Annotated in this window: 24 protein-coding genes and 1 tRNA gene; 14 read left to right on the forward strand and 11 right to left on the reverse strand. The window is 61.3% G+C overall.

What is annotated here, in order from left to right:
- Positions 1-71 precede the first annotated feature (71 nt).
- The gene (locus AC0QUY_RS22650) at positions 72-218 is read right to left on the reverse strand and encodes a hypothetical protein (protein WP_202639079.1); all 147 of its coding nucleotides are present in this window, start codon (positions 216-218) and stop codon (positions 72-74) included.
- Between the two features lie 448 nt (positions 219-666).
- Here AC0QUY_RS22650 and AC0QUY_RS22655 point away from each other — a divergent pair, with 448 nt between their 5' ends.
- Entirely contained in the window at positions 667-852 is a 186-nt protein-coding gene (locus tag AC0QUY_RS22655; RefSeq protein WP_475388454.1) for a hypothetical protein, read from the forward strand.
- 442 nt (positions 853-1,294) lie between these two features.
- On the opposite strand, the gene AC0QUY_RS22660 is transcribed toward AC0QUY_RS22655, so the two are convergent.
- Positions 1,295-1,612, reverse strand: a complete 318-nt coding sequence (locus AC0QUY_RS22660) for a hypothetical protein (protein ID WP_475388455.1) — start codon at positions 1,610-1,612, stop codon at positions 1,295-1,297.
- 39 nt (positions 1,613-1,651) lie between these two features.
- Between AC0QUY_RS22660 and AC0QUY_RS22665 the strand changes: the two genes are divergently transcribed.
- From AC0QUY_RS22665 to AC0QUY_RS22695, 7 genes are all read left to right on the forward strand, one after another.
- Positions 1,652-1,891 (forward strand): hypothetical protein, encoded by a 240-nt coding sequence (locus AC0QUY_RS22665; protein WP_475388456.1) that lies wholly within the window; start codon positions 1,652-1,654, stop codon positions 1,889-1,891.
- 152 nt (positions 1,892-2,043) lie between these two features.
- Positions 2,044-2,805: an SIR2 family NAD-dependent protein deacylase gene (locus tag AC0QUY_RS22670; RefSeq protein WP_161854480.1), complete on the forward strand. Its 762-nt coding sequence runs from the start codon at positions 2,044-2,046 to the stop codon at positions 2,803-2,805.
- Positions 2,806-3,005: 200 nt separating this feature from the next.
- Complete coding sequence (locus tag AC0QUY_RS22675) at positions 3,006-3,671, forward strand: cold-shock protein (protein WP_161854481.1); 666 nt, start codon at positions 3,006-3,008, stop codon at positions 3,669-3,671.
- A 178-nt stretch (positions 3,672-3,849) separates the two neighbouring features.
- Positions 3,850-4,296, forward strand: coding sequence for a DUF192 domain-containing protein (locus tag AC0QUY_RS22680; RefSeq protein WP_475388457.1), 447 nt, complete (start codon positions 3,850-3,852; stop codon positions 4,294-4,296).
- Between the two features lie 62 nt (positions 4,297-4,358).
- A tRNA-Pro gene (locus AC0QUY_RS22685) sits at positions 4,359-4,435 on the forward strand.
- A 109-nt stretch (positions 4,436-4,544) separates the two neighbouring features.
- Positions 4,545-5,090, forward strand: coding sequence for a CAP domain-containing protein (locus AC0QUY_RS22690; protein ID WP_475388478.1), 546 nt, complete (start codon positions 4,545-4,547; stop codon positions 5,088-5,090).
- Positions 5,091-5,161: 71 nt separating this feature from the next.
- On the forward strand, positions 5,162-5,386 hold the full coding sequence (locus AC0QUY_RS22695; RefSeq protein WP_475388458.1) for a hypothetical protein: 225 nt from the start codon (positions 5,162-5,164) through the stop codon (positions 5,384-5,386).
- Positions 5,387-5,818: 432 nt separating this feature from the next.
- Here AC0QUY_RS22695 and AC0QUY_RS22700 read toward each other — a convergent pair whose 3' ends face one another.
- The 5 genes from AC0QUY_RS22700 to AC0QUY_RS22720 are packed head-to-tail and all read right to left on the reverse strand — an operon-like array spanning position 5,819 to position 9,783.
- Positions 5,819-6,586: an ABC transporter permease gene (locus AC0QUY_RS22700; protein WP_161854483.1), complete on the reverse strand. Its 768-nt coding sequence runs from the start codon at positions 6,584-6,586 to the stop codon at positions 5,819-5,821.
- Entirely contained in the window at positions 6,583-7,347 is a 765-nt protein-coding gene (locus AC0QUY_RS22705; protein ID WP_475388459.1) for an ABC transporter permease, read from the reverse strand. The genes AC0QUY_RS22700 and AC0QUY_RS22705 overlap by 4 nt, the downstream gene beginning before the upstream one ends.
- The gene (locus AC0QUY_RS22710; protein WP_475388461.1) at positions 7,344-8,147 is read right to left on the reverse strand and encodes an ABC transporter ATP-binding protein; all 804 of its coding nucleotides are present in this window, start codon (positions 8,145-8,147) and stop codon (positions 7,344-7,346) included. Before AC0QUY_RS22710 ends, AC0QUY_RS22705 begins: the two co-directional genes overlap by 4 nt.
- Before the next feature lie 3 nt (positions 8,148-8,150).
- A complete protein-coding gene (locus tag AC0QUY_RS22715) occupies positions 8,151-8,849 on the reverse strand; it encodes a GntR family transcriptional regulator (protein WP_475388462.1) in 699 nt (232 codons plus the stop codon).
- A 10-nt stretch (positions 8,850-8,859) separates the two neighbouring features.
- Entirely contained in the window at positions 8,860-9,783 is a 924-nt protein-coding gene (locus tag AC0QUY_RS22720) for an ABC transporter substrate-binding protein (RefSeq protein WP_475388463.1), read from the reverse strand.
- Between the two features lie 87 nt (positions 9,784-9,870).
- Between AC0QUY_RS22720 and AC0QUY_RS22725 the strand changes: the two genes are divergently transcribed.
- The 3 genes from AC0QUY_RS22725 to AC0QUY_RS22735 are packed head-to-tail and all read left to right on the forward strand — an operon-like array spanning position 9,871 to position 12,820.
- Positions 9,871-10,854: a fumarylacetoacetate hydrolase family protein gene (locus AC0QUY_RS22725; protein ID WP_475388464.1), complete on the forward strand. Its 984-nt coding sequence runs from the start codon at positions 9,871-9,873 to the stop codon at positions 10,852-10,854.
- Between the two features lie 50 nt (positions 10,855-10,904).
- Positions 10,905-11,681: a cyclase family protein gene (locus AC0QUY_RS22730; RefSeq protein ID WP_475388465.1), complete on the forward strand. Its 777-nt coding sequence runs from the start codon at positions 10,905-10,907 to the stop codon at positions 11,679-11,681.
- A gap of 41 nt (positions 11,682-11,722) precedes the next feature.
- Positions 11,723-12,820 carry an amidohydrolase family protein gene (locus AC0QUY_RS22735; protein ID WP_475388467.1) on the forward strand — a complete coding sequence of 366 codons (1,098 nt, stop codon included), beginning with the start codon at positions 11,723-11,725 and terminating at the stop codon, positions 12,818-12,820.
- A 112-nt stretch (positions 12,821-12,932) separates the two neighbouring features.
- Here AC0QUY_RS22735 and AC0QUY_RS22740 read toward each other — a convergent pair whose 3' ends face one another.
- On the reverse strand, positions 12,933-13,211 hold the full coding sequence (locus AC0QUY_RS22740; RefSeq protein WP_161854491.1) for a hypothetical protein: 279 nt from the start codon (positions 13,209-13,211) through the stop codon (positions 12,933-12,935).
- A 338-nt stretch (positions 13,212-13,549) separates the two neighbouring features.
- Between AC0QUY_RS22740 and AC0QUY_RS22745 the strand changes: the two genes are divergently transcribed.
- A complete protein-coding gene (locus tag AC0QUY_RS22745) occupies positions 13,550-15,364 on the forward strand; it encodes a carbamoyltransferase family protein (RefSeq protein WP_475388468.1) in 1,815 nt (604 codons plus the stop codon).
- 18 nt (positions 15,365-15,382) lie between these two features.
- Here AC0QUY_RS22745 and AC0QUY_RS22750 read toward each other — a convergent pair whose 3' ends face one another.
- Positions 15,383-16,543 carry an OpgC domain-containing protein gene (locus AC0QUY_RS22750; protein WP_161854493.1) on the reverse strand — a complete coding sequence of 387 codons (1,161 nt, stop codon included), beginning with the start codon at positions 16,541-16,543 and terminating at the stop codon, positions 15,383-15,385.
- Positions 16,544-16,776: 233 nt separating this feature from the next.
- Between AC0QUY_RS22750 and AC0QUY_RS22755 the strand changes: the two genes are divergently transcribed.
- Positions 16,777-17,082: an ETC complex I subunit gene (locus tag AC0QUY_RS22755; protein WP_161854494.1), complete on the forward strand. Its 306-nt coding sequence runs from the start codon at positions 16,777-16,779 to the stop codon at positions 17,080-17,082.
- Positions 17,083-17,125: 43 nt separating this feature from the next.
- Here the strand turns inward: AC0QUY_RS22755 and AC0QUY_RS22760 are convergent, their stop codons facing one another.
- Positions 17,126-17,623, reverse strand: a complete 498-nt coding sequence (locus AC0QUY_RS22760) for an Lrp/AsnC family transcriptional regulator (RefSeq protein ID WP_475388469.1) — start codon at positions 17,621-17,623, stop codon at positions 17,126-17,128.
- A 7-nt stretch (positions 17,624-17,630) separates the two neighbouring features.
- Positions 17,631-18,284 carry a TetR/AcrR family transcriptional regulator gene (locus AC0QUY_RS22765; protein ID WP_475388470.1) on the reverse strand — a complete coding sequence of 218 codons (654 nt, stop codon included), beginning with the start codon at positions 18,282-18,284 and terminating at the stop codon, positions 17,631-17,633.
- 185 nt (positions 18,285-18,469) lie between these two features.
- On the opposite strand from AC0QUY_RS22765, the gene AC0QUY_RS22770 reads away from it, so the two are divergent.
- Positions 18,470-18,758: acyl-CoA dehydrogenase family protein (locus tag AC0QUY_RS22770; protein ID WP_475388471.1), on the forward strand; the 289-nt coding region annotated here is incomplete at its 3' end.

The raw sequence follows: 18,758 nt of genomic DNA on the forward strand, positions 1-18,758 counted from the left end.
GGTTAACGGCGCAGCACTTCAGGGGGACTCGGTAAATGCGCGGTTAAGATTTCGCGCCGGGTGCAAAAAAATCAATGCCTCTGTTCCAGCCGCTCGGCGTAGAGGCGGAATTCCTCGGCCATCTCGATCAACTTCTTCGAGGCTTCCGGATCCTTCACGGCTTCGGCAAGCCGCCGCGCCCTGGTGGACTGCTCTCGGTAATGGTCGGCTTGGGTCATCGCAGCACCTTTTTAGATGAGTACGGATGGCGCCGAAAAGGTTCGACGGCCGGCACCGCGAGGTAACGGTATCTTAAGAAGGCAATCGTGCTGGAAAATGCGCCCCCTGTTCGTTCCAGGAGAACAAAAGGAGTCTTTTTTCGATGAATGCAGGATTGCTTCGATTCACCCTCGGCGCGGATCGTGGTTTGGCGCAGATCCCGCAAGGGGGGATGAGGGAGCCGTTTGCGGACATTGGGAAGCGCGACGCCCCGAGACGAGGTTTCGAACTCGCTGCCGACGATTGAAATAACGGGAAACCGACCGCGTGCGGAAGTTAAAAAGCGCTGCGGCTGCCGTCTCAAATTCACTGAGAAACGCAGATAACCCTATTTGGTTAGGTTAAAATCCAGATAGCGTTGTGCGTATCCGACGTTGCGATAGGGAATGGCCTTGAGGAAAACAGGCCATGTTCCCTTCGTTTCACAACGCAGACAACCCGACTCACCGGCGCGTCATGGTGGTCGGCCTGCTGCTGTGTCTCGTCTTTGTCGTCATCAGCTTTTCATTGCGGCCGCAAGCTGAAAGCGGCCAGGTGCTGGTCAAGGCCGACAGGCTGGTCCGCACCGCGGGAGAACCGCATAAGGCGAACTGACGCCCGCGACTCCGGCGCTCAACGATCGGGCAAGTTTTCGCCTGGCGATCTGTGATAGGTCGCGATGGCGATGAAGCCGGCGTAACCGATCACATTGATCAGAATTTCCATCCACACGGGCATGACGCACTTCTCCCTCACGATAAACTCCGCGAGGGGCGTGTTTGTTCCTGCGCAGTTCGATGATCAGACCCGCGCGATCGCATGGCTCGCGATCCCGTGACGGCGCATCCGGTCTGATAGGCAATTAAAAACCCCGCCTACATCCGAGGATGCCGACGGGGTCTTTCGTGCTTTCACCTCTCGCAAGGTTGCTGCACTTGTGAGGAAAACGTCGCCGCGCTGACTTCGTTCCGCCCCGCGATGAATTCTCCATGGGTTCCGCGTGATATTCCATTAGAAATAACGCGAGGGATACGCAAATGCGCCTGCCGGTTCCGGGCTAGCGCCAGAAGGAGGGTCGACCGGATCCGTTCAGCGCGTTCGCCAGCGTCGTCTCGTAATACTCTTCACGCTCGCGTTCGAACTTCTGCTGGGTTTGCCTGAAACTTGCGACACGTGCTGCAATTTCGGCCCGGTCCCGCGCGAGTCTTTCTTCCTTCTCTGTCATCGCCCATCCGTTGCTTGTTTTGATTCGTGCCCCGCCATCAACTGCGAGCGCAAATGAGGCGTGAATTGGGAGGCGACATTGGAGCATCGTGATCGCGCGTCGTTGCGCGGCGAAACGGTGGATAAAGTGTGCTGAATTCTTATTGCTCACGCGGGTTCCCGGTAGCGAAACACAAAACGGGAGGTTCCAATGGCAAAGATCGATCTGGATTCACTTAATATCGAAGAGCTCGCAAGGCCTGCGCGAACACGCCACCGACAAGCTGTTCGAGAAAGTCGCTACACGCGCGCCGAACTCGAAGCGGAACTGGAGAAGCTCGCCCAATACGGCAAGCCACCGGTGAAGAAAGCGGAAAGCGCACCCGCGCCCAAGGCGAAGAAGTCCGAAGAAGCCAAGGAGCTGAAGGAATCGATTGCAGAGGCCGCCTGATGAGGCGGCAAGACAAGGGGCGCGATATAAGGCGGTTTGATAGCGTCGCCGTTGCGATGCGCGTGCTGTGGCGCCGGGCAGGGCGTATCGATCTGGCAATCCGGACGTCCGTGCTATAGTCGCGTGGCCCAATCATTTCGGAACTATCAGCGGTGATCGCCAAGGATTTGCGCAGCGGCGTCGAGCAACTCGGCAACATGATTGCTGAAGCTACTTGCATCGTCCCCTTTACCGGCGCCGGCATTTCGACCGAATGCGGCATTCCGGATTTCCGTTCCCCCGGCGGCCTGTGGACCCGCAACCGCCCGATCGCATTCGACGAATTCGTGGCCAGTGCCGACGCGCGGGCCGAGGCCTGGCGGCGGCGCTTTGCGATGGAAGAGACTTTTGCTGCGGCCAAGCCCGGCCGCGGACATCGGGCACTGGCCTCGCTCTACAAGGCCGGCAAGACGCCTGCGATCATCACCCAGAATATTGATAATTTGCATCAGGCGTCCGGCTTCAAGGCCGACGACGTGATCGAATTGCATGGCAATACCACCTATGCCCGCTGCATCGGCTGCGGACATGCCTATGATCTTCCTTGGGTAAAGGCGCGTTTCGAAGAAAGTGGCAGTGCGCCCGACTGCACCGTCTGTGACGAGCCGGTAAAGACCGCGACGATCTCGTTCGGACAGGCAATGCCGGAAGACGCGATGCGCCGCGCCACCGAACTGGCCCAGCAATGCGATCTGTTCCTGGCGATCGGATCCTCGCTAGTTGTTTGGCCGGCTGCAGGTTTTCCGCTGATGGCCAGGAACTGCGGCGCCAGGCTCGTGATCATCAACAATGAGCCCACGGAACAGGATGATGTCGCTGATCTCGTGATCCGTCACGACATCGGAGAAACGCTCGGACCGTTTGTAGGCAATTGATCGCCAACTGATTCGCAGTTGTGCAAGCTGTTCATAGTCTCCGCAATTTTGTTTTTTTTAGCTATGCGCCGCAATCGGTAGTGTTATCTTTGATTCGAGAGATTCGCGCTGCGTTAGCATGATGGTCATGGTAGGGCGCGTGTTCCGGTCCGCTTCGGCGACAGCGGGCCGCTTTTTTGAGAAGTGTGAGGTCCGGGGTCATGGGGTCGGACGAATTTGGGTCCAAGAAGCTCGGGGGGCCGCCGCCAGGCGGGACAGGGCAAAACAGACTTGGACCAGGTGAATACTCAGCCGGCGCGCAGCGCGATCCGGCAGTGGATGCGCTTTCAGGGCTCGGCGATGCCGCAGCCAACCTTGTCGAAATATCGGGCGTCATCAAATGGTTCGACGCTTCGAAGGGCTACGGTTTCATTGTTCCGGACAATGGCTGGCCCGATGTGCTGCTGCACGTCACGGTGCTCCGGCGCGATGGCTATCAGACCGCCTATGAAGGCGCGCGGCTGGTGGTCGAATGCGTGCAGCGCGCCAAGGGCTATCAGGCGTTCCGAATCGTCTCGATGGACGAATCGACTGCGATCCATCCGGCGCAAATGCTGCCGCCCAGAACCCATGTCAGCGTCACGCCGACCAGCGGTCTGGAGCGGGCCCAGGTCAAATGGTTCAATCGGCTGCGCGGGTTCGGCTTCCTGACCTGCGGCGAGGGCACTCCCGATATTTTTGTCCACATGGAAACGCTGCGGCGGTTCGGCATGACCGAGCTGCGGCCGGGCCAGTACGTGCTGGTGCGCTTCGGGCCCGGATCCAAGGGCATGATGGCGGCCGAAATCCATCCCGAGACCGGACCGTCGGCACTGTCCTCGCACTAATCCCGCCGGACCACTGACGGAAACGTGAGCCGCCCGCCGTGCACCTGCGCGGCGGCATCTGGCATTTGCCGCAATCCCTGGGGTAGGGTTCGCCGGCAATCCCCCCTCAGATTTCCGCGTGAGTGCTTTGATGAGTTTCGCTTTGATGATTGTGCGGGTTCGCTTCGCGGGCCGCCTTATGGCGTCGCTGGCGGCATTCGCCGTGCTTGTCACCCTCTGTGCCAATCCTGCCGCCAAGGCCGCCAGCATCCAGCCGCTCGAGATCGTCACCAAATCGGGGGTGCAAGTGTTCTCGGTCGAAATGGCGACGACGGAGGAGGAGAAAACCCAAGGGCTGATGTACCGGAAGGAGCTGCCCGACGGCAAAGGCATGCTGTTCGATTTCTCGCCTGAGCAGCAGATCTCGATGTGGATGAAGAACACCTACATCCCGCTCGACATGATCTTCATCCGCGCCGACGGCCGCATCCTGCGGATCGCCGAAAATACCGAGCCCATGTCCACCAAGATCATCTCGTCGGGCGGGCTCGCCAGGGGCGTGCTGGAAGTGATTGCCGGCACGGCCCAAAAATATGGAATTCAGCCCGGCGACCGGGTGGCGCACCCGCTGTTCAACAAGCGCTGACCCGGCCTTCCATCGCCTTGCTGGCAGCGGTTTTAGCGTGTATCGACGCATTTCCAGGGGATCGGGGTATAGCGCAGCCTGGTAGCGCGGCAGTTTTGGGTACTGCAGGTCGTTGGTTCGAATCCAGCTGCCCCGACCAATAAAATCAATGACTTGCTGTTTCTTTTCGCGCCGAATTTTCCCGGCGCGATGGGCGGGGAACAATTGTGATTAGTAGGAAGACGGTCATTGTGGCGCGGCGGGTGCTGCTGCTGGGGCTGCTGATTTGCTTTGCCGCGGTAGCCGACAGCCAGGCGGCCATGGCCAATCCCGCGCAGATGATTTCTGATTTTCGGCTGAAGCACGGGGAGAAGCGCGTAACCCTGGACGCGACGCTCACACGGATCGCGCACGATCAGGCCCAGGCGATGGCCGCCAAGGACCAGCTCGATCACGATGTCCTTGGCCGGTTCAATACGCGTATGAGTCCGGCGGGCGCAGGCCGCGCCGCAGAGAATATTGCTTACGGCTACGAAAGCTTTCCCAAAACCCTCGACCAGTGGATCAATTCATCGGGGCACCGGAAAAACCTGCTGTTGCCCGGCGCGACGCGCGTCGGTGTTGCCAGCGTGAAAAGCGCGAAGACCGGCCGCATGTACTGGGCCATGGTGATCGCGGGCGACTATGAGCGTCCCAAGACGCCAAAGGGTTCGCCGAAGACTTCGCCAAAGGAATCAAAGCAGGCAAGCGTTGCGAAGCCGAAATCCCGCCCGGCCGAGGCCTGCCGACTGAAGATTCTTAGCCTCTGCTTCTAGAACAGGTTGCAATTTTCGGCTTGTAATATCGTTCTTGGTATGTTCTCATTGGTCATCTTCGGAGGTGACCAATGGATGTTGAGAAGCAACGGGAAATCATCCGGCTCTGGAATCGGATGCGCCAAGTCGAGGGTCCGCTCGCGGAGGAAATCCGGATCCAGATCCTTGAATACTTTGCGCAGCCGGATTCGCCGAGTGCGCGCATGAACGAGCGGCGCGCCGTGCTCAATCGGTTGCCGGTTCGGACTGCGCAACTCTATCGCATCGGCGAGCGGGGCAACAACGCAACGCTTTGACGGCTTTCGTATTTCGGCGGGTTGATTCGCCGCCGGTCAAGATTGACGGAATCGATCCGCGGTGCAAGCTGCGTGCATGTTGTCGCGTGTGCGCAATCATTTTCGAGGTGCGAAGTTCGCCCGCATGAGCAGCGGGACGTATTGCATCATCCGCGATCTTGGGTTGGTCAAGGGCGGCAAGGGGATGCGGCACCATGAGGTGCTCGTCACCTTCAGTCTTCGCGCGCTCTGGCGCTCGATTGGGCGGGCTTGCCGGCGCCTTATGACCACGTCGAAGGAGCCCGAGGTTTCGGCTCGCCCTGTTGCGGACACCTAAAGTGCGATGACTTTTCTTCGAATCGCCATCCCGCGTTATCTTTTTGTTTGAGCATGATCTCTTCGGAAAACCGCTGCACACTTTTCCGGATCATGCTCTAGCTGCGCGGCCCGACGTCAGCGCTGCGCCGCTTGCCACGCCAGCAGTCTGTGTTCCGCCAGCGACATCGCCACCGACGTTACATAGCCCGTTACCCCCAGCAGGATGACACCGGCGAACAGGTCGGCTGACCGGAACGCGCGGGCCGATAGCAGCACCCAGTGGCCGAGGCCGTCGAGGCCGGCCAGGATTTCGCAGACCACCGAGAGGATGAGCGCGACCGTCAGGCTGAGGCGCATGCCGGCGAGGATGTCGGGGCTGGCCGAGGGCAGGGCGATCTTGAAGATCACCGCAAGCCGCGACATCTGCAGCGACCGCGCGACCTCGTAGAGCCGGGGCTCGACCGCCGCAAAACCGTGGATGGTCGCGAGCATGATCGGCCAGATCGCGCCGAAGGAGATCACGAACAGCGCCATCGCCTGCGTCAGCCCGAGCATGGCGATCGCAACCGGAATGATCGCGGAGACCGGCAGCGGCCGCAAGAATTCCAGCGAGGGCGCGACATAGGTCCGCATCGTCCGAGACGAGCCGATGATCGCGCCGATCGCGATGCCGGCGATAGAGGCGAGAAGCCAGCCATAGGCCATGTGTTCGAGCGTGCCGGCGAGCTTGCTCCAGAGATCGCCGGAGGAAAATCCCCGCACCAGCGACGCCCAGGCCCTGTCAGGCCCCGGCAGGAATACCGGCGAGACCAGTTTCAGATTGGCGATCAGTTGCCATAGCCCGATGAAGCCGGCCGCAACCGCAAAGCTTGCCACCCGCCAGAGGATTGCGCCGCGATTCATCTGCTGTCCCCGCTGACTGCGGCGCGGCCGAACAGGCGGTTCTGCGCGACGACCAGGAGGACATTCAGCGCGTATCCGATGGCGCCGATCCAGACCAGATAGGCCAGCATCAGGTCCGGGCGCAGCGCCTGCTGCGCCAGCATGATACCGGCGCCGAGGCCGAGTGGATTGATGGCGATTTCGACCGTGACGGCGACGATCAGCGCGATGCCGGCCGATAGGCGGAAAGCGACGAAGATCCGTGGTAGCGCGGCCGGGATGATGATCTTCCAGACCCGTTGCGCCGGCGGCAGCCGCAGCGCCCGCGCCACTTCCATCAGCCGCGGCTCGATGCTGCGTACCGCCGCGCGCGAAAGGATCAGGACCGGCCAGACGCAGGCAAACGCGACGATCACGATTTCCATGCGGTAGCCGAAGCCGAGCGCGATCAGCGCAATCGGCAACAGCGCAATCGAGGGGATCGGGCGGATCGCCTCGACGGTCACTTCCATCAGGCGGTTCAAGGTGTCCGAAATCCCGAATGCAATGCCGAAGGCCAGGCCGATGATGGTACCGATCGCAAGCCCGGCGAAAGCCGAAAACAGCGTGTCGCGCGTCGCCGCCAGGATGGAGAGATCGGCGAAGGCGCCGAATAGCGCCATCAGGATGTCGCTCGGCGGCGCAAGACTATCACTCTGCAGATGTGTGGTACGGGCCCAGAGCTCGAACGCTGCCAGCACGGCGAGCGGCAGCGCCAGCGCCTTGGCGGAATTCGCCGTCACTGCTCGGTCGCCTTGATGAAGTCGAATAATTGTCGGCGCAGCCGCAAAAATTCCGGATGCTCGCGGGTCGATAGCTGGTCGCGCGGCCGCGGCAGGTTGACCGCCAGTTCGATGCCGATTCGTCCCGGATGCGGCAGCAGGCCGATGACGCGGTCGCCGAGATAGATCGCTTCATCGAGGTCGTGGGTCACGAAGATCACGGTGGCGCCGCTGGCCGCCACCAGCGACAGCACCTCGTCCTGCAAACCCTGCCGCGTCATCGCGTCCAGCGCGCCGAACGGCTCGTCCATCAGCAGCGTCTTCGGCTCCTGCGCGAGACAGCGGGCGATCTGCAGGCGCTGCTGCATGCCGCCGGACATTTCCGACGGATATTTTCCGGCGTGGCCGGGCAGGCCGACGGTGCGCAGCAACTCCTCGATGCGGGCCGGGCGCTCGGCCGATGGCATGCCGGCTGCTTCCAGCGCCAGCGAGACATTGCCGGCTGCGGTGCGCCATGGCAGCAACGCCTTGCCGTAATCCTGGAACACGATCGCGATCTCGCGGCGCGGCTCGCGCATCGGCTGGCCGTCGAAATTCACTCTTCCGCTGGTCGGCTGGTAGAGACCGGCGGCGAGACGCAGCGCCGTGGTCTTGCCGCAGCCGGAAGCGCCGACGATGCAGAGGAATTCGCCAGGGCGGACCCCAAGGTGCAGATTTTCGATGATGGTCTTGCCGCCGAGCTGCAGCGTGACCGCGTCAAAGCTGATTTGCGGCGCAGGCGTGCCGGGGGCGGCGTCGAGGCGTTTTGCGGCGCTTGCCATGGTTCAGCTCTCGCTGCCTGAGGGATAGACAAAGTCCATGGTCGAACGCAGATGTGCCGTCAGCATGGCCTGAGAGCCGGGAATATCGCGCGCGATGATCCGATCAGCCAGCAATTGATGGGCGCGGACGAACTTCTTGCCACTGTCGACGGAGCGCATCATCACGCGCCGATAGCGATAGGCCTGATCGTAGAGATCGGAATGGGCCGCCAGCAGGCGTTTGGAGCCGCAGGCCGCCAATAGCGCGGTGTGAAAGCCCTTGTGCAGTCGGTCGAAATCCTCGGCGCCTTCGCGGAATTCATCGCCGGTGCGCTCGATATGGCGGCGCATCTGGTGCAGCGCGCTGACGATGCCGGCCTCCCAGGCATCATCGCCGTTGACGATCGCGAGCCTGATGGCTTCGACCTCGACCGCCGTGCGCATGGTGGTGATATCAAGCAAATCCTCCCGGCTGATGTCGGCAACGCGAAAGCCGCGCTGCCCGATGCCGACGATCAGCCCCCGCGACATCAGACGCGACAGGCCCTCGCGGAGCGGCGTCGCGCCGATCTCGTAGCGCTGCACGAGATCGACGATGCCGAGCCGCGACCCCGGCGCCAGGTGACCGGCGAGGATGTCCTGCTCGACCAGCAGCGCCGCGCGCTCGCTCAAGGTGGCGGCTTCGGTCACCGGTCGGGTCGTTTGGCGGTCGGAAGCCGGCATCGGCAGTCCCTTACTTCAGCACCAGCTTCGAGGTGTCGAGCTTGGATTGCAGCATTTTCTGCGTCGACATCACCTCGATCCACCAGGCGAGCTGTTCAGGCTTGAGCGTCGGTTCGGAGCGGTTCGGCGGCGTTGCCTTGACCAGCTCGATCGGCTGCTTGGTGAATTTTGCAATCGAATTCGACGCCTTTTCGCGATCATTGTTGACGATGACGGCGGACTCAGTGAGCGCTTCGCGGAATTTCTTGATCGCCGCGGCGTTCTTCTCTGCCCATTCGCGCGACGCCGCGTAGAAGATGATCGGATCGGTGCGCGCCAGTTCGACCGCATAGCGTGCGCCGACCGAGCCGAGGCCGGCATTGGTCATGCGGGTCACAAACGGCTCGGCTGTCAGCACGGCATCGACGCCGCCCGACTTGATGATATCGGCCATGGTCGGGAAGGTGACCTCGACGAAATTCACGCCCTTGGGATCGACGCCTTTCTCCACCAGCCATTTCACGAACAGCACGTGCAGGAAGGCGTTGAGGCCCGGCGCGCCGACTTTCTTGCCGACGAAATCCTTCGGCTCCTTGATGGTGATGCCGTTGCGCACGAAGGCGGTGATGTTGCCGTTCGATACCGGGCTCATGACGGTGGCTCCCGCGATGGCGACGAGATCGAGCCCGCCGTCGACAGCCTGCAGGAACACCGTCGAGGTCGGCCCGCCGATCTGAATCGAATTCGACAGGATCGCCGCCGGGATGTTCGAGTTGATGCCGATCGGCGTCATCTCGACCTCGAGCCCGTGCTTTTTGAAGATACCTTCGTCGATCGCGATCATGGCCGAGGCGCAGTCCGAGGTCGCCGTGCAGCCAACCTGGATCCTGGCTTGCGCAGAGGCGGTGCCGGTCAGCGCCACGCTGACCGCAAGGGCGGCAAGGACCTTCTTCACGGCATTCTCCCCATGACACATTTTTCTGTCTTGTTTATCGATATTTTTTTTGATCATATATTTCGACAGAAAACAAGGGTGCGTCCAGTGAAACTCGCGACATTCAAATCCGGCGGCCAGGAAAAGATCGGAATCGTGCATGGAGGCGATACGCGCCTTTTCGACCTCGCAGCCGCCGCCGGCCGAAGCGGAAGCGCCAACCCGGCGTTTGCCTCGATGCTAGCATTGATCGATACCGGAGACGCCGCGCTCGAAGCGGCAGCAGCGGCGTTCGATAAGCATGGCAAGGACGAGAGCTTGTCGATACCGGTGGCGACGGCGGAAATCCTCGCGCCCGTTCCGGAGCCGCGGCAGATGCGCGACGGCATGTCGTTCCCGCTGCACATCCTGCAGGCGCCGCGCGGGCAGCTCAAGCTCGCCGCGCGCGCCAAAGGCGACATGGCCGAACTGGCGCGGATCGAGGCCGAGCCGCTGGGCGAGCTGCCGGAGGTCTATCGCAAGCAGCCGATCTACTACATCACCAACCGTTTCAGCGTTCGCGGCACCAACACGACCGTGAAATGGCCACGCTACAGTCAGGTGATGGACTACGAGCTCGAGTTCGGCATCGTCACCAGGAACAAGGGCGCCAACATTTCGGCGGCCAAGGCCAAGGAACACATCTTCGGCTACACCATCTTCAACGACTTTTCCGCGCGCGATGCCCAACGCATCGAAATGGAAGGGCGGCTCGGACCGGCGAAAGGCAAGAGTTTCGACGGCGGCAACGTGATGGGGCCGTGGATCGTCACGCCGGACGAGATCGGCGATCCCTATAAATTGAAGATGGAAGCGCGCGTCAACGGAGAGAGGCGCTCGCAAGGGATAAGCGAGGGCATGCTATTCTCGTTCGAGGAGATCATCGCCCATGTCAGCAAGGATGAAACCCTGATGCCCGGCGAGTTCATCGGATCCGGCACTGTCGGCAATGGCTGTGGCCTCGAACTCGGCTGGTATCTCGAGCACGGCGATACGATCGAGCTCGAGATCGAAAAGATCGGCATTTTGAAGAACCGGGTCGAGCGGCAATAGTCTGTTCCGGCGACGCTAACCAAAAAGAACATCAAGCCTTAGGAAACGCCATGACGCGCAAACTGATCGACATCTCCGTTCCCCTGCAAAACGACGTGCCGGCCGATCCGCCCGGCAATCACCCGACCATTCAGTACATCGATCACCAGCAGGGGCTGCCGCGCATGCTGCAGTTCTTCGACGGGCTGAAGGCGGAAGATCTGCCTGACGGGCAGGGCTGGGCAGTGGAGCAGGTATCGCTCTCCACCCATAACGGCACGCATCTCGATGCGCCCTGGCACTTTCATCCCACCATGAACCGCGGCGAGCGTTCATGGACCATCGACGAGGTACCGCTGGAATGGTGTTTTCAGCCGGGCGTGAAGCTCGACTTCCGGCATTTGCCTGATGGCTATGTCGCGACCGCCAAGGATGTTGAAGCCGAACTCAAGCGCATCGGCCATACGTTGTCGCCGCTGGAGATCGTGGTGGTCAACACCAGCGCCGGTGCCAAATACGGAAGGCCCGATTACGTCACCTCCGGCTGCGGCATGGGCTACGAGGCGACGATGTATCTCCTGGAGCGCGGCGTGCGGCTGACCGGCATCGACGGCTGGAGTTGGGACGCGCCGTTCGTCTACACGGCAAAGAAATATGCCGAGACCAAAGACGCCAGCCTGATCTGGGAAGGCCACAAGGCCGGCCGCCATATCGGCTATTGCCACCTCGAAAAGCTGCACAATCTCGAGCAACTGCCCTCGACTGGGTTCATGGTGTCGTGCTTCCCGGTGAAGATCGAGCGTGCCTCGGCCGGCTGGACCCGGGCGGTCGCCATTCTCGACGGCTGAAGGTTTACGCAACAACAAACAAAAAAACCGGGAGAGAACGAATGACGGATTTGCGCGCGCCGCGTTTGCGGGGATGCTTCTGCTGTGGTCCAGCAACTCCGTCGCTCTTTACGCCCAGCCGGCGCAGCTTCATGCTCGGTGCCGGCGCGCTGGCCTTGACCGCTGCCATGGGACGCGGCGGCGCCGATGCACAAACCGCCGACGGAAAACCGTTCCGAATTGACGTCCATCATCATCTATCGCCGCCGACCTATGTGACGGCGTCGAATGATGCGGGTTTTGGCGATCCGCTGATGAAGAACTGGACGATCGTGAAATCGCTCGCCGACATGGACAAGGCCGGCATCGCCACCTCGATGCTCTCAGTCACCACGCCGGCGGTCAATTTCACCAAGGGCGACACCGCGCGAAAGCTCTGCCGCGAGTCGAACGAGTATGCCGCGAAACTGGTTGCCGATTATCCCGGGCGCTTCGGCAATTTCGCGATGCTGCCGCTCACCGACGCCGAAGGCAGCCTGCGCGAGCTGACATATGCGCTCGATACGCTCAAGGCCGATGGAATCGCCTTGATGACGAGCTATGGCGACAAGTGGCTTGGCGATCCGCTATTCCTGCCGGTGATGGAGGAACTCAATCGGCGCAAGACGCTGGTCTACACCCATCCGACGGCGGCCAATTGCTGCGCGAATCTGGTGCCGACGCAGCCGCCCGTCATGATCGAGTTCGGCACCGACACGACGCGCACCATCGCCGACATCGTCTTTTCCGGCAATGCGCGGCGGTTTCCCGATATTCGCTGGATCTTCTCGCACGCGGGCGGAACGATGCCGTTTCTGATCGAGCGCTTCGTCCGGCATCCGCTGCTGGCGCCGAAGGCCAAGGAGACCGTGCCTGATGGCACGCTCGCGGAGCTCAAGCGCTTCTTCTACGACACTGCCCAGACCTCCAACCGCGGTTCGATGTCGGCGCTCGCGGCCATCATCCCGCCGTCGCAGATCGTGTTCGGGACGGATTTCCCGTACCGCACCGGCGGCGATCATGTGAAAGGATTGCGCGAGGCAGGCGTGTTCACGGACGAACAGGTCGCGTCGATCGAGCGTGGCAACGCGCTTAAATTGATTCCGCGGCTTGCAAGTTAGGTCGGGTACGGCCAACGCTGCCAGAATCGATTACCCAAAAGAAAAAGGCGTGCCGGTCGGCACGCCTGATTCCCAGCATGATCGCGTCTGATCTGACAGCGATCGATCTATGTCACCACCTGCAGACGCGAACGCCGTAGGGATTCCACCAGCAGCGGGGACCGCCGCCATAGAAGCCATAGCCTCGGCCGTAATAGCCTCGGCCGCCGCGATAGAAGCCACGACCGCCGCGATAAAAGCCACGGCCACCGCGATAACCGCGGCCGCCGCGATAGGCCTGCGCGGACGTCGTTGTCCCGCCCACCAGAATGGCAGAGGTGCTGGCCACATAGACGAACAACAGGGCCAGTGCTGCAAGGCAGCGGGTCAGGATATTATAGCGTTTAGCCATACGAGGATCTCCCGGTCACTTCCGAACATCTGAACTTCTGCACTATCTCACTTAGACGCGTGAGAAAGCCTTCGGTTCGGATGCGCTAAGACAATATTTTCACTAAGGTTCTTTCGGGCTTTTGGGACTTTATTAAGAAGGGCAGGTAAGGTCAAGTTACGGCCGATCTGTCGCGGCTTCTTGCGCCGTTCATCTATCTGAATACTGGATGAACACTTGGGATTGTGCACTGCAGGAACTTAGAATTCTGAAAAAATTCCGCGAGGCCACGCCAACAACTTGATGTCGACACGATCTCCATTTTTCAGCGCAAGATGATCCTCTCCCAACGAGTACCCATGTCCAAAAAACACACTTACGTCCTTGGCCTGAACACTTATGACCATGATGTCAGCGCCTGCCTGTTGCGCGACGGCGCCATCGCGTTCGCGATCGCCAAGGAGCGGATCACCCGCGCCAAGCACGCCTCCGGCTTCTACAAAGAAGTGATCGACTATTGCCTCGAGGCCGAGGGCATTACGCTCGACGACGTCGATCTCGTCGTGCGCAACTGCTACATCCTGCCGGTCCCGGAAATGGAGGAGCGGCTGGTCTATTTCGACGCGCCGGGCTTCCTGCCGGACTTCGAGCGCGGCGATGCGGCCAAGCATCCGCTCTATCTGAAGCATTCGGACAAGGTTGTCACGATCTCCCACCATCTGGCGCATGCCTATAGTGCGTTTGCGGTGTCGCCGTTCGAAGATGGCGTCGTGATGATCGTCGATGGCGTCGGCAGCTACCAGTCCGACGTCATGGAATCCTATCCGCCCGCCGACACGGCGACGCCATTGGCACGGGAATCCGAGAGCTACTACAAGTTCAGCGGCAAGACGCTGGAGTGCGTCAAGAAGGTCTGGATGGAGCCGGACCGCGGCTTCCTCAGCGACGAATTCTACAACATGCCCGGGCTCGGCGCGCTCTACAGCCGCGCCTCGACCTATATCTTCGGCGACTGGAATAAATGCGGCGAGCTGATGGGCCTGGCACCCTATGGCCGCCGCGACCAGGTCAAGCATCTGCTCGAAATGAACGGCGACAAGCTGCAGGTACCGCACTGGAACGCTACCGACTTCAAGCAACCTTATGTGTTCGAACCCGGCAGCAACTGGGAAAAGAACCCCGCGATGCGGCACTGGGAGGATCTGGCCTGGCGCACGCAGGACGACACCGAAAACGTGCTGCTGGCCCGCGCCCGCTGGCTGCGCGAAACCACCGGCGCCAAGAATCTCTGCATGGCCGGCGGCGTTGCGCTGAACTGCGTGGCGAACGGCCGGGTGGCCCGCGAGGCCGGATTCGAGAACGTCTGGATCCAACCCGCGGCCGGCGACGACGGCATCGCGATCGGCTGCGCCTATTACGGCTGGCTCGAAATCCTGAAGCAGCGCCGCGATTTCGTGATGGATCATTCCTATGTCGGCCGGCGCTATAGCGATCAGGACGCCGCCAAGGAATTGAAAAAGTTTCTGGTGCGTATCCAGGCCGATGCAGTGCGCAGCGACAATGTCTGCCGCGACACTGCCAAGCTGCTGGCCGACCAGAAGGTGATCGGCTGGTTTCAGGACCGGTCGGAATTCGGGCCGCGCGCGCTCGGCAACCGCAGCCTGCTGGCTGATCCGCGCAAGGGAGAGATGAAGGACATCCTCAACAGCCGCGTCAAACACCGGCAGGCGTTCCGCCCCTTCGCACCGATCGTGCTGGCCGAGCGCATGAAGGAAATCTTCGAGGGCGACGAAGACTCGCCCTTCATGCTGATTGCCAAGCCGGTACGTCCCGAGTGGCGGGACAAAATTCCGGCGATCGTGCATGTCGACGGCACCGCGCGCGTGCAGACCGTACGCGAACAAACCAATCCGATGCTCTACCGCCTGCTGAAGGAGTTCGAAGCGCTGACCGGCGTTCCCGTGCTGATCAACACCTCATTCAACATCAAGGGCGAGCCGATCGTGGAAACGCCGCAGGATGCCGTGAATTGCTTCCTGACCACCGGCGTCGATCATCTCGTCATCCACGACACCATCGTATCGAAGAACGCGATGCACAAAGTGGTGGCGCCGGTACTCAACGTCTACGCCGACGTGCGCACGCTAGTGGCCTCGACGGCGCAGCCGGCCTGACGCCGGGGCTGCCGCGCTTCAGCCGGAAGCCGCCGGGGTGGCTTTCGGCGCCGGCGGCTTGAGCGGCTTGTCCTGCCGCTTCGACCAGGAAATGTAGTAAGCGACGATGGTCATGATCGCGATGCCGGTCACGCTGACGAAGATCTGCGCGAACAGCGAGCCTGAGCTCAGCGACAGCTCGAAGTGCCCGACGAACGACAGGAACACGCCGACGCAGAACACGGCCAGCGACTGCTGGCCGCAAACCACCAGCGGATCGAAGATCCTCCACTCCAGCCCCGGCCATTCCTTCGGCACGAAGCGGATGACCAGGATCACGATCACCACGAAGTGCAGAAAGCGGTAGGGCGCGAGGTTGGTCTTGTCGTTCGGATTGAACATCGAATACAGCCACTGCGGGAACATCTCGCCGAACGTCGGAAACCTGCCGGCCATGGTCATGACAAGCGCCAGGATCATGTAGGCGATGCAGAAATACAGCGTGATCGGCGAGTTGATGATGTGCAGGTTCTTGCGGGCGCCGCCGAGCGCGCACCAGGCGCCGAACACGAACAGCACCTGCCAGGCGAACGGATTGAAGTACCAGTGTCCGGTCGGGTAGGCGGGCAGGTTCCAGCCGGTCTGCCGCGACACCAGCCACAGCACGATGGCGGCCAGCATGGTCAAGTTGGGCTGGCGCAGCATGAACCACAGCACCGGCGGGAACAGACCCATCAGCACGATGTAGAGCGGCAGCACGTCGAGATTCACCGGCTTGAATTTCAGGAACAGGCCCTGCCGCAGCGTTTCGGTCGCGTTGTCGATCAGGCCGGCGACGTTGAAGTCGTTGACCAGTTGGGAATCGCCAAACCGCAAGGCAAGATAGCTGATCGAGGCGATATAGATCACGAACAGGATGATATGGGCGACATAGAGCTGCCAGACGCGCTTGGTCAGCCGCGTGGCGCCGACGATGAAGCCGCGTTCCAGCATCATCCGGGCATAGACGAATGAGGCGGTATAGCCGGAAATGAAAACGAAGAGGTCGGCGGCGTCGCTAAACCCGTAATTGCGGGTGGTGATCCAGTTCACGACGTTGTCGGGGATATGATCCAGATAGATCGCCCAGTTCGCGACCCCGCGAAACAGGTCGAGCCGGAGGTCGCGTCCTTTTTCTGGCAGGGTGGCGTTGATTTTCATGGGTGCCGCTTCGAACTGCTGCTTTCGGGAAGATCGCGCCGCAAGACCGGGGGCCGGCCGCCCGATGTCCCTAGATTGTCACAGTACGGCATAATGACTATACCGGTACGGTAATGGTACATCCGGGTTTGCAGGAATCACCGATCAAATTTCCTGAAAGGTGTCTCTATACTATCCCGGGTGTTTCCACCAACCGCTACCGTGTCGCATATCGCCTGAGGACTCAACCATCCATGACCGCACGCATTTTCAAGCCCGCCAAAAACGCGATGCAATCGGGCAGGGCCAAGACCCGGGAATGGCAGCTCGACTACGAGCCCGAGCAGCCCCGCGCGATCGAGCCCCTGATGGGATGGACCTCTTCGGTAGACATGAAACAGCAGCTCACCCTGCACTTTGACACCAAGGAAGACGCGATCGCCTATTGCGAGCGCAAGGGCATTGCCTACCAGGTGATCGAGCCCAAGGATTCGGTGCGCCGGCCGGCCGCCTACGCCGACAATTTCGCCTTCAAGCGCGTCGAGCCCTGGACCCACTAGGGGGCAGACCGGCGCGCTTCCGTGCGACGCCAGGTTTGGTGGGCTATTGCGCCGGGCCAGATGCCGAGGGGGCGCGGGGCAACGGCAGCGGAGCATCCTTGGCGACGCCGAGCACCGGGAAGGTTCTGATGTGGCGGACCTCGGGCATGGCTGAAAATTGCAGAAGCTGCTGGTGCATGCCCTCGACGTTCCGCGCCACGCATTTGAGCAGATAGTCGGCATCGCCCGAAATCCGCCAGCTCTGTTGCACCAGCGGCATGGCCGCGATCGATTTTTCGAACGCCTGCAACGTCGCTTGAGCCTGGCTCTGCAATTGAATCAATACGTAGGAAATGACCTCGTATCCCAGCAGTTTTTCGTCCAGCGTAGCTCTGATGGCACTGACATAGCCGCGCTCGCGCAAGGAGCGAACCCGTCGCCGGCACGGCGGCTCCGAGAGCCCGACCCTTTCAGCCAGCTCATTGTTGCGGATGCGTCCATCCTTCTGCAATTCGGCCAGTATCCTCAGGTCGATTTCGTCGAGCGCGTGATGTTCCGTCATCGGCATCTCAGCAGCGCTCCAGCCCGCCACGCGGGGAGGGGGCGCGCAGGCTTGCCCGATCAGGCGTTCCAGCCGGGGCGACGCTCGACAGCACCAGTTTTTCGTGGGCGGCGACGATGGCCTCCTTGGTGAGCCGGCCGCCGGGCCGGTACCAGGTGGTGAGGCCGGTCAGCAAAGCCAGGATCGCGAAGGTCGCGACCTGGACGTCGACCACCTCGAATTCGCCTTCCGCCACGCCCTCGGCGAGGATGGCGGCGAGCCGCTGTTCGTAGGCGCCGCGCAGCGCCACGATCTCCTCATAGTTCTTCGGCTCCAGGCTACGCAGCTCGGAATTGGCGATGAAGACCTCGCGCTTCTTGGTCATGTGGTAGGTGACGTGGAAGGCGACGAAGGCGCGGAGCTTGTCGGACGGCTGCTGCTTGCCCTGGAGCGCGCGATCGAGCTGACGCAGCAGTTCGTTGATGTGGTCCCGCACCAGATCGAACAGCAATTCCTGCTTGGTGCTGATATGGTTGTAGAGCGAGCCCGACTGGATCCCTACCTCGGCCGCGAGCTGGCGCAGGCTCATGGCGGCGTAGCCGTGCTCGAAGATCAGGCGCAGCCCGGCCTTGCGGATCGCCTCCATCGTCTTGGGGCCGTGTGAGCCGATCGTCCGCGCCATTGGGCCTCTGGAAAGGGAAGGAGGTAGCCGTCGTGAAACGAGCGATTGATCGTTTAATTCTGGCACGAAACAGTAGTAAATTCAATAGTCTGAGTGTGTGCTTTAGTCTTTCTGTGGTTCTACTTGCAGGGATAGTAAAAAAACGTATGATCGTTTAATTCCAGAACAACACTGCGGAGGGAATGATGGCCTCGAACCGGGCGCTGCTGCTCAATTTCGACCTTGGCGAGACCGCGGATGCGATCCGCGAGACCGTGCACGCGTTCTCCCAGAACGAGATCGCGCCGCGCGCCGCCGAGATCGACCGCAGCAATCAGTTTCCGCGCGACCTCTGGCCCAGGATCGGTGCGCTCGGCCTGCACGGCATCACGGTGGAAGAGGAATATGGCGGCGCCGGCCTCGGCTATCTCGAGCACTGCATCGCGGTGGAAGAGATGTCGCGGGCGTCAGCTTCCGTGGGTCTGTCCTACGGCG

The organism is Bradyrhizobium sp. WYCCWR15520 (genome assembly GCF_056174665.1).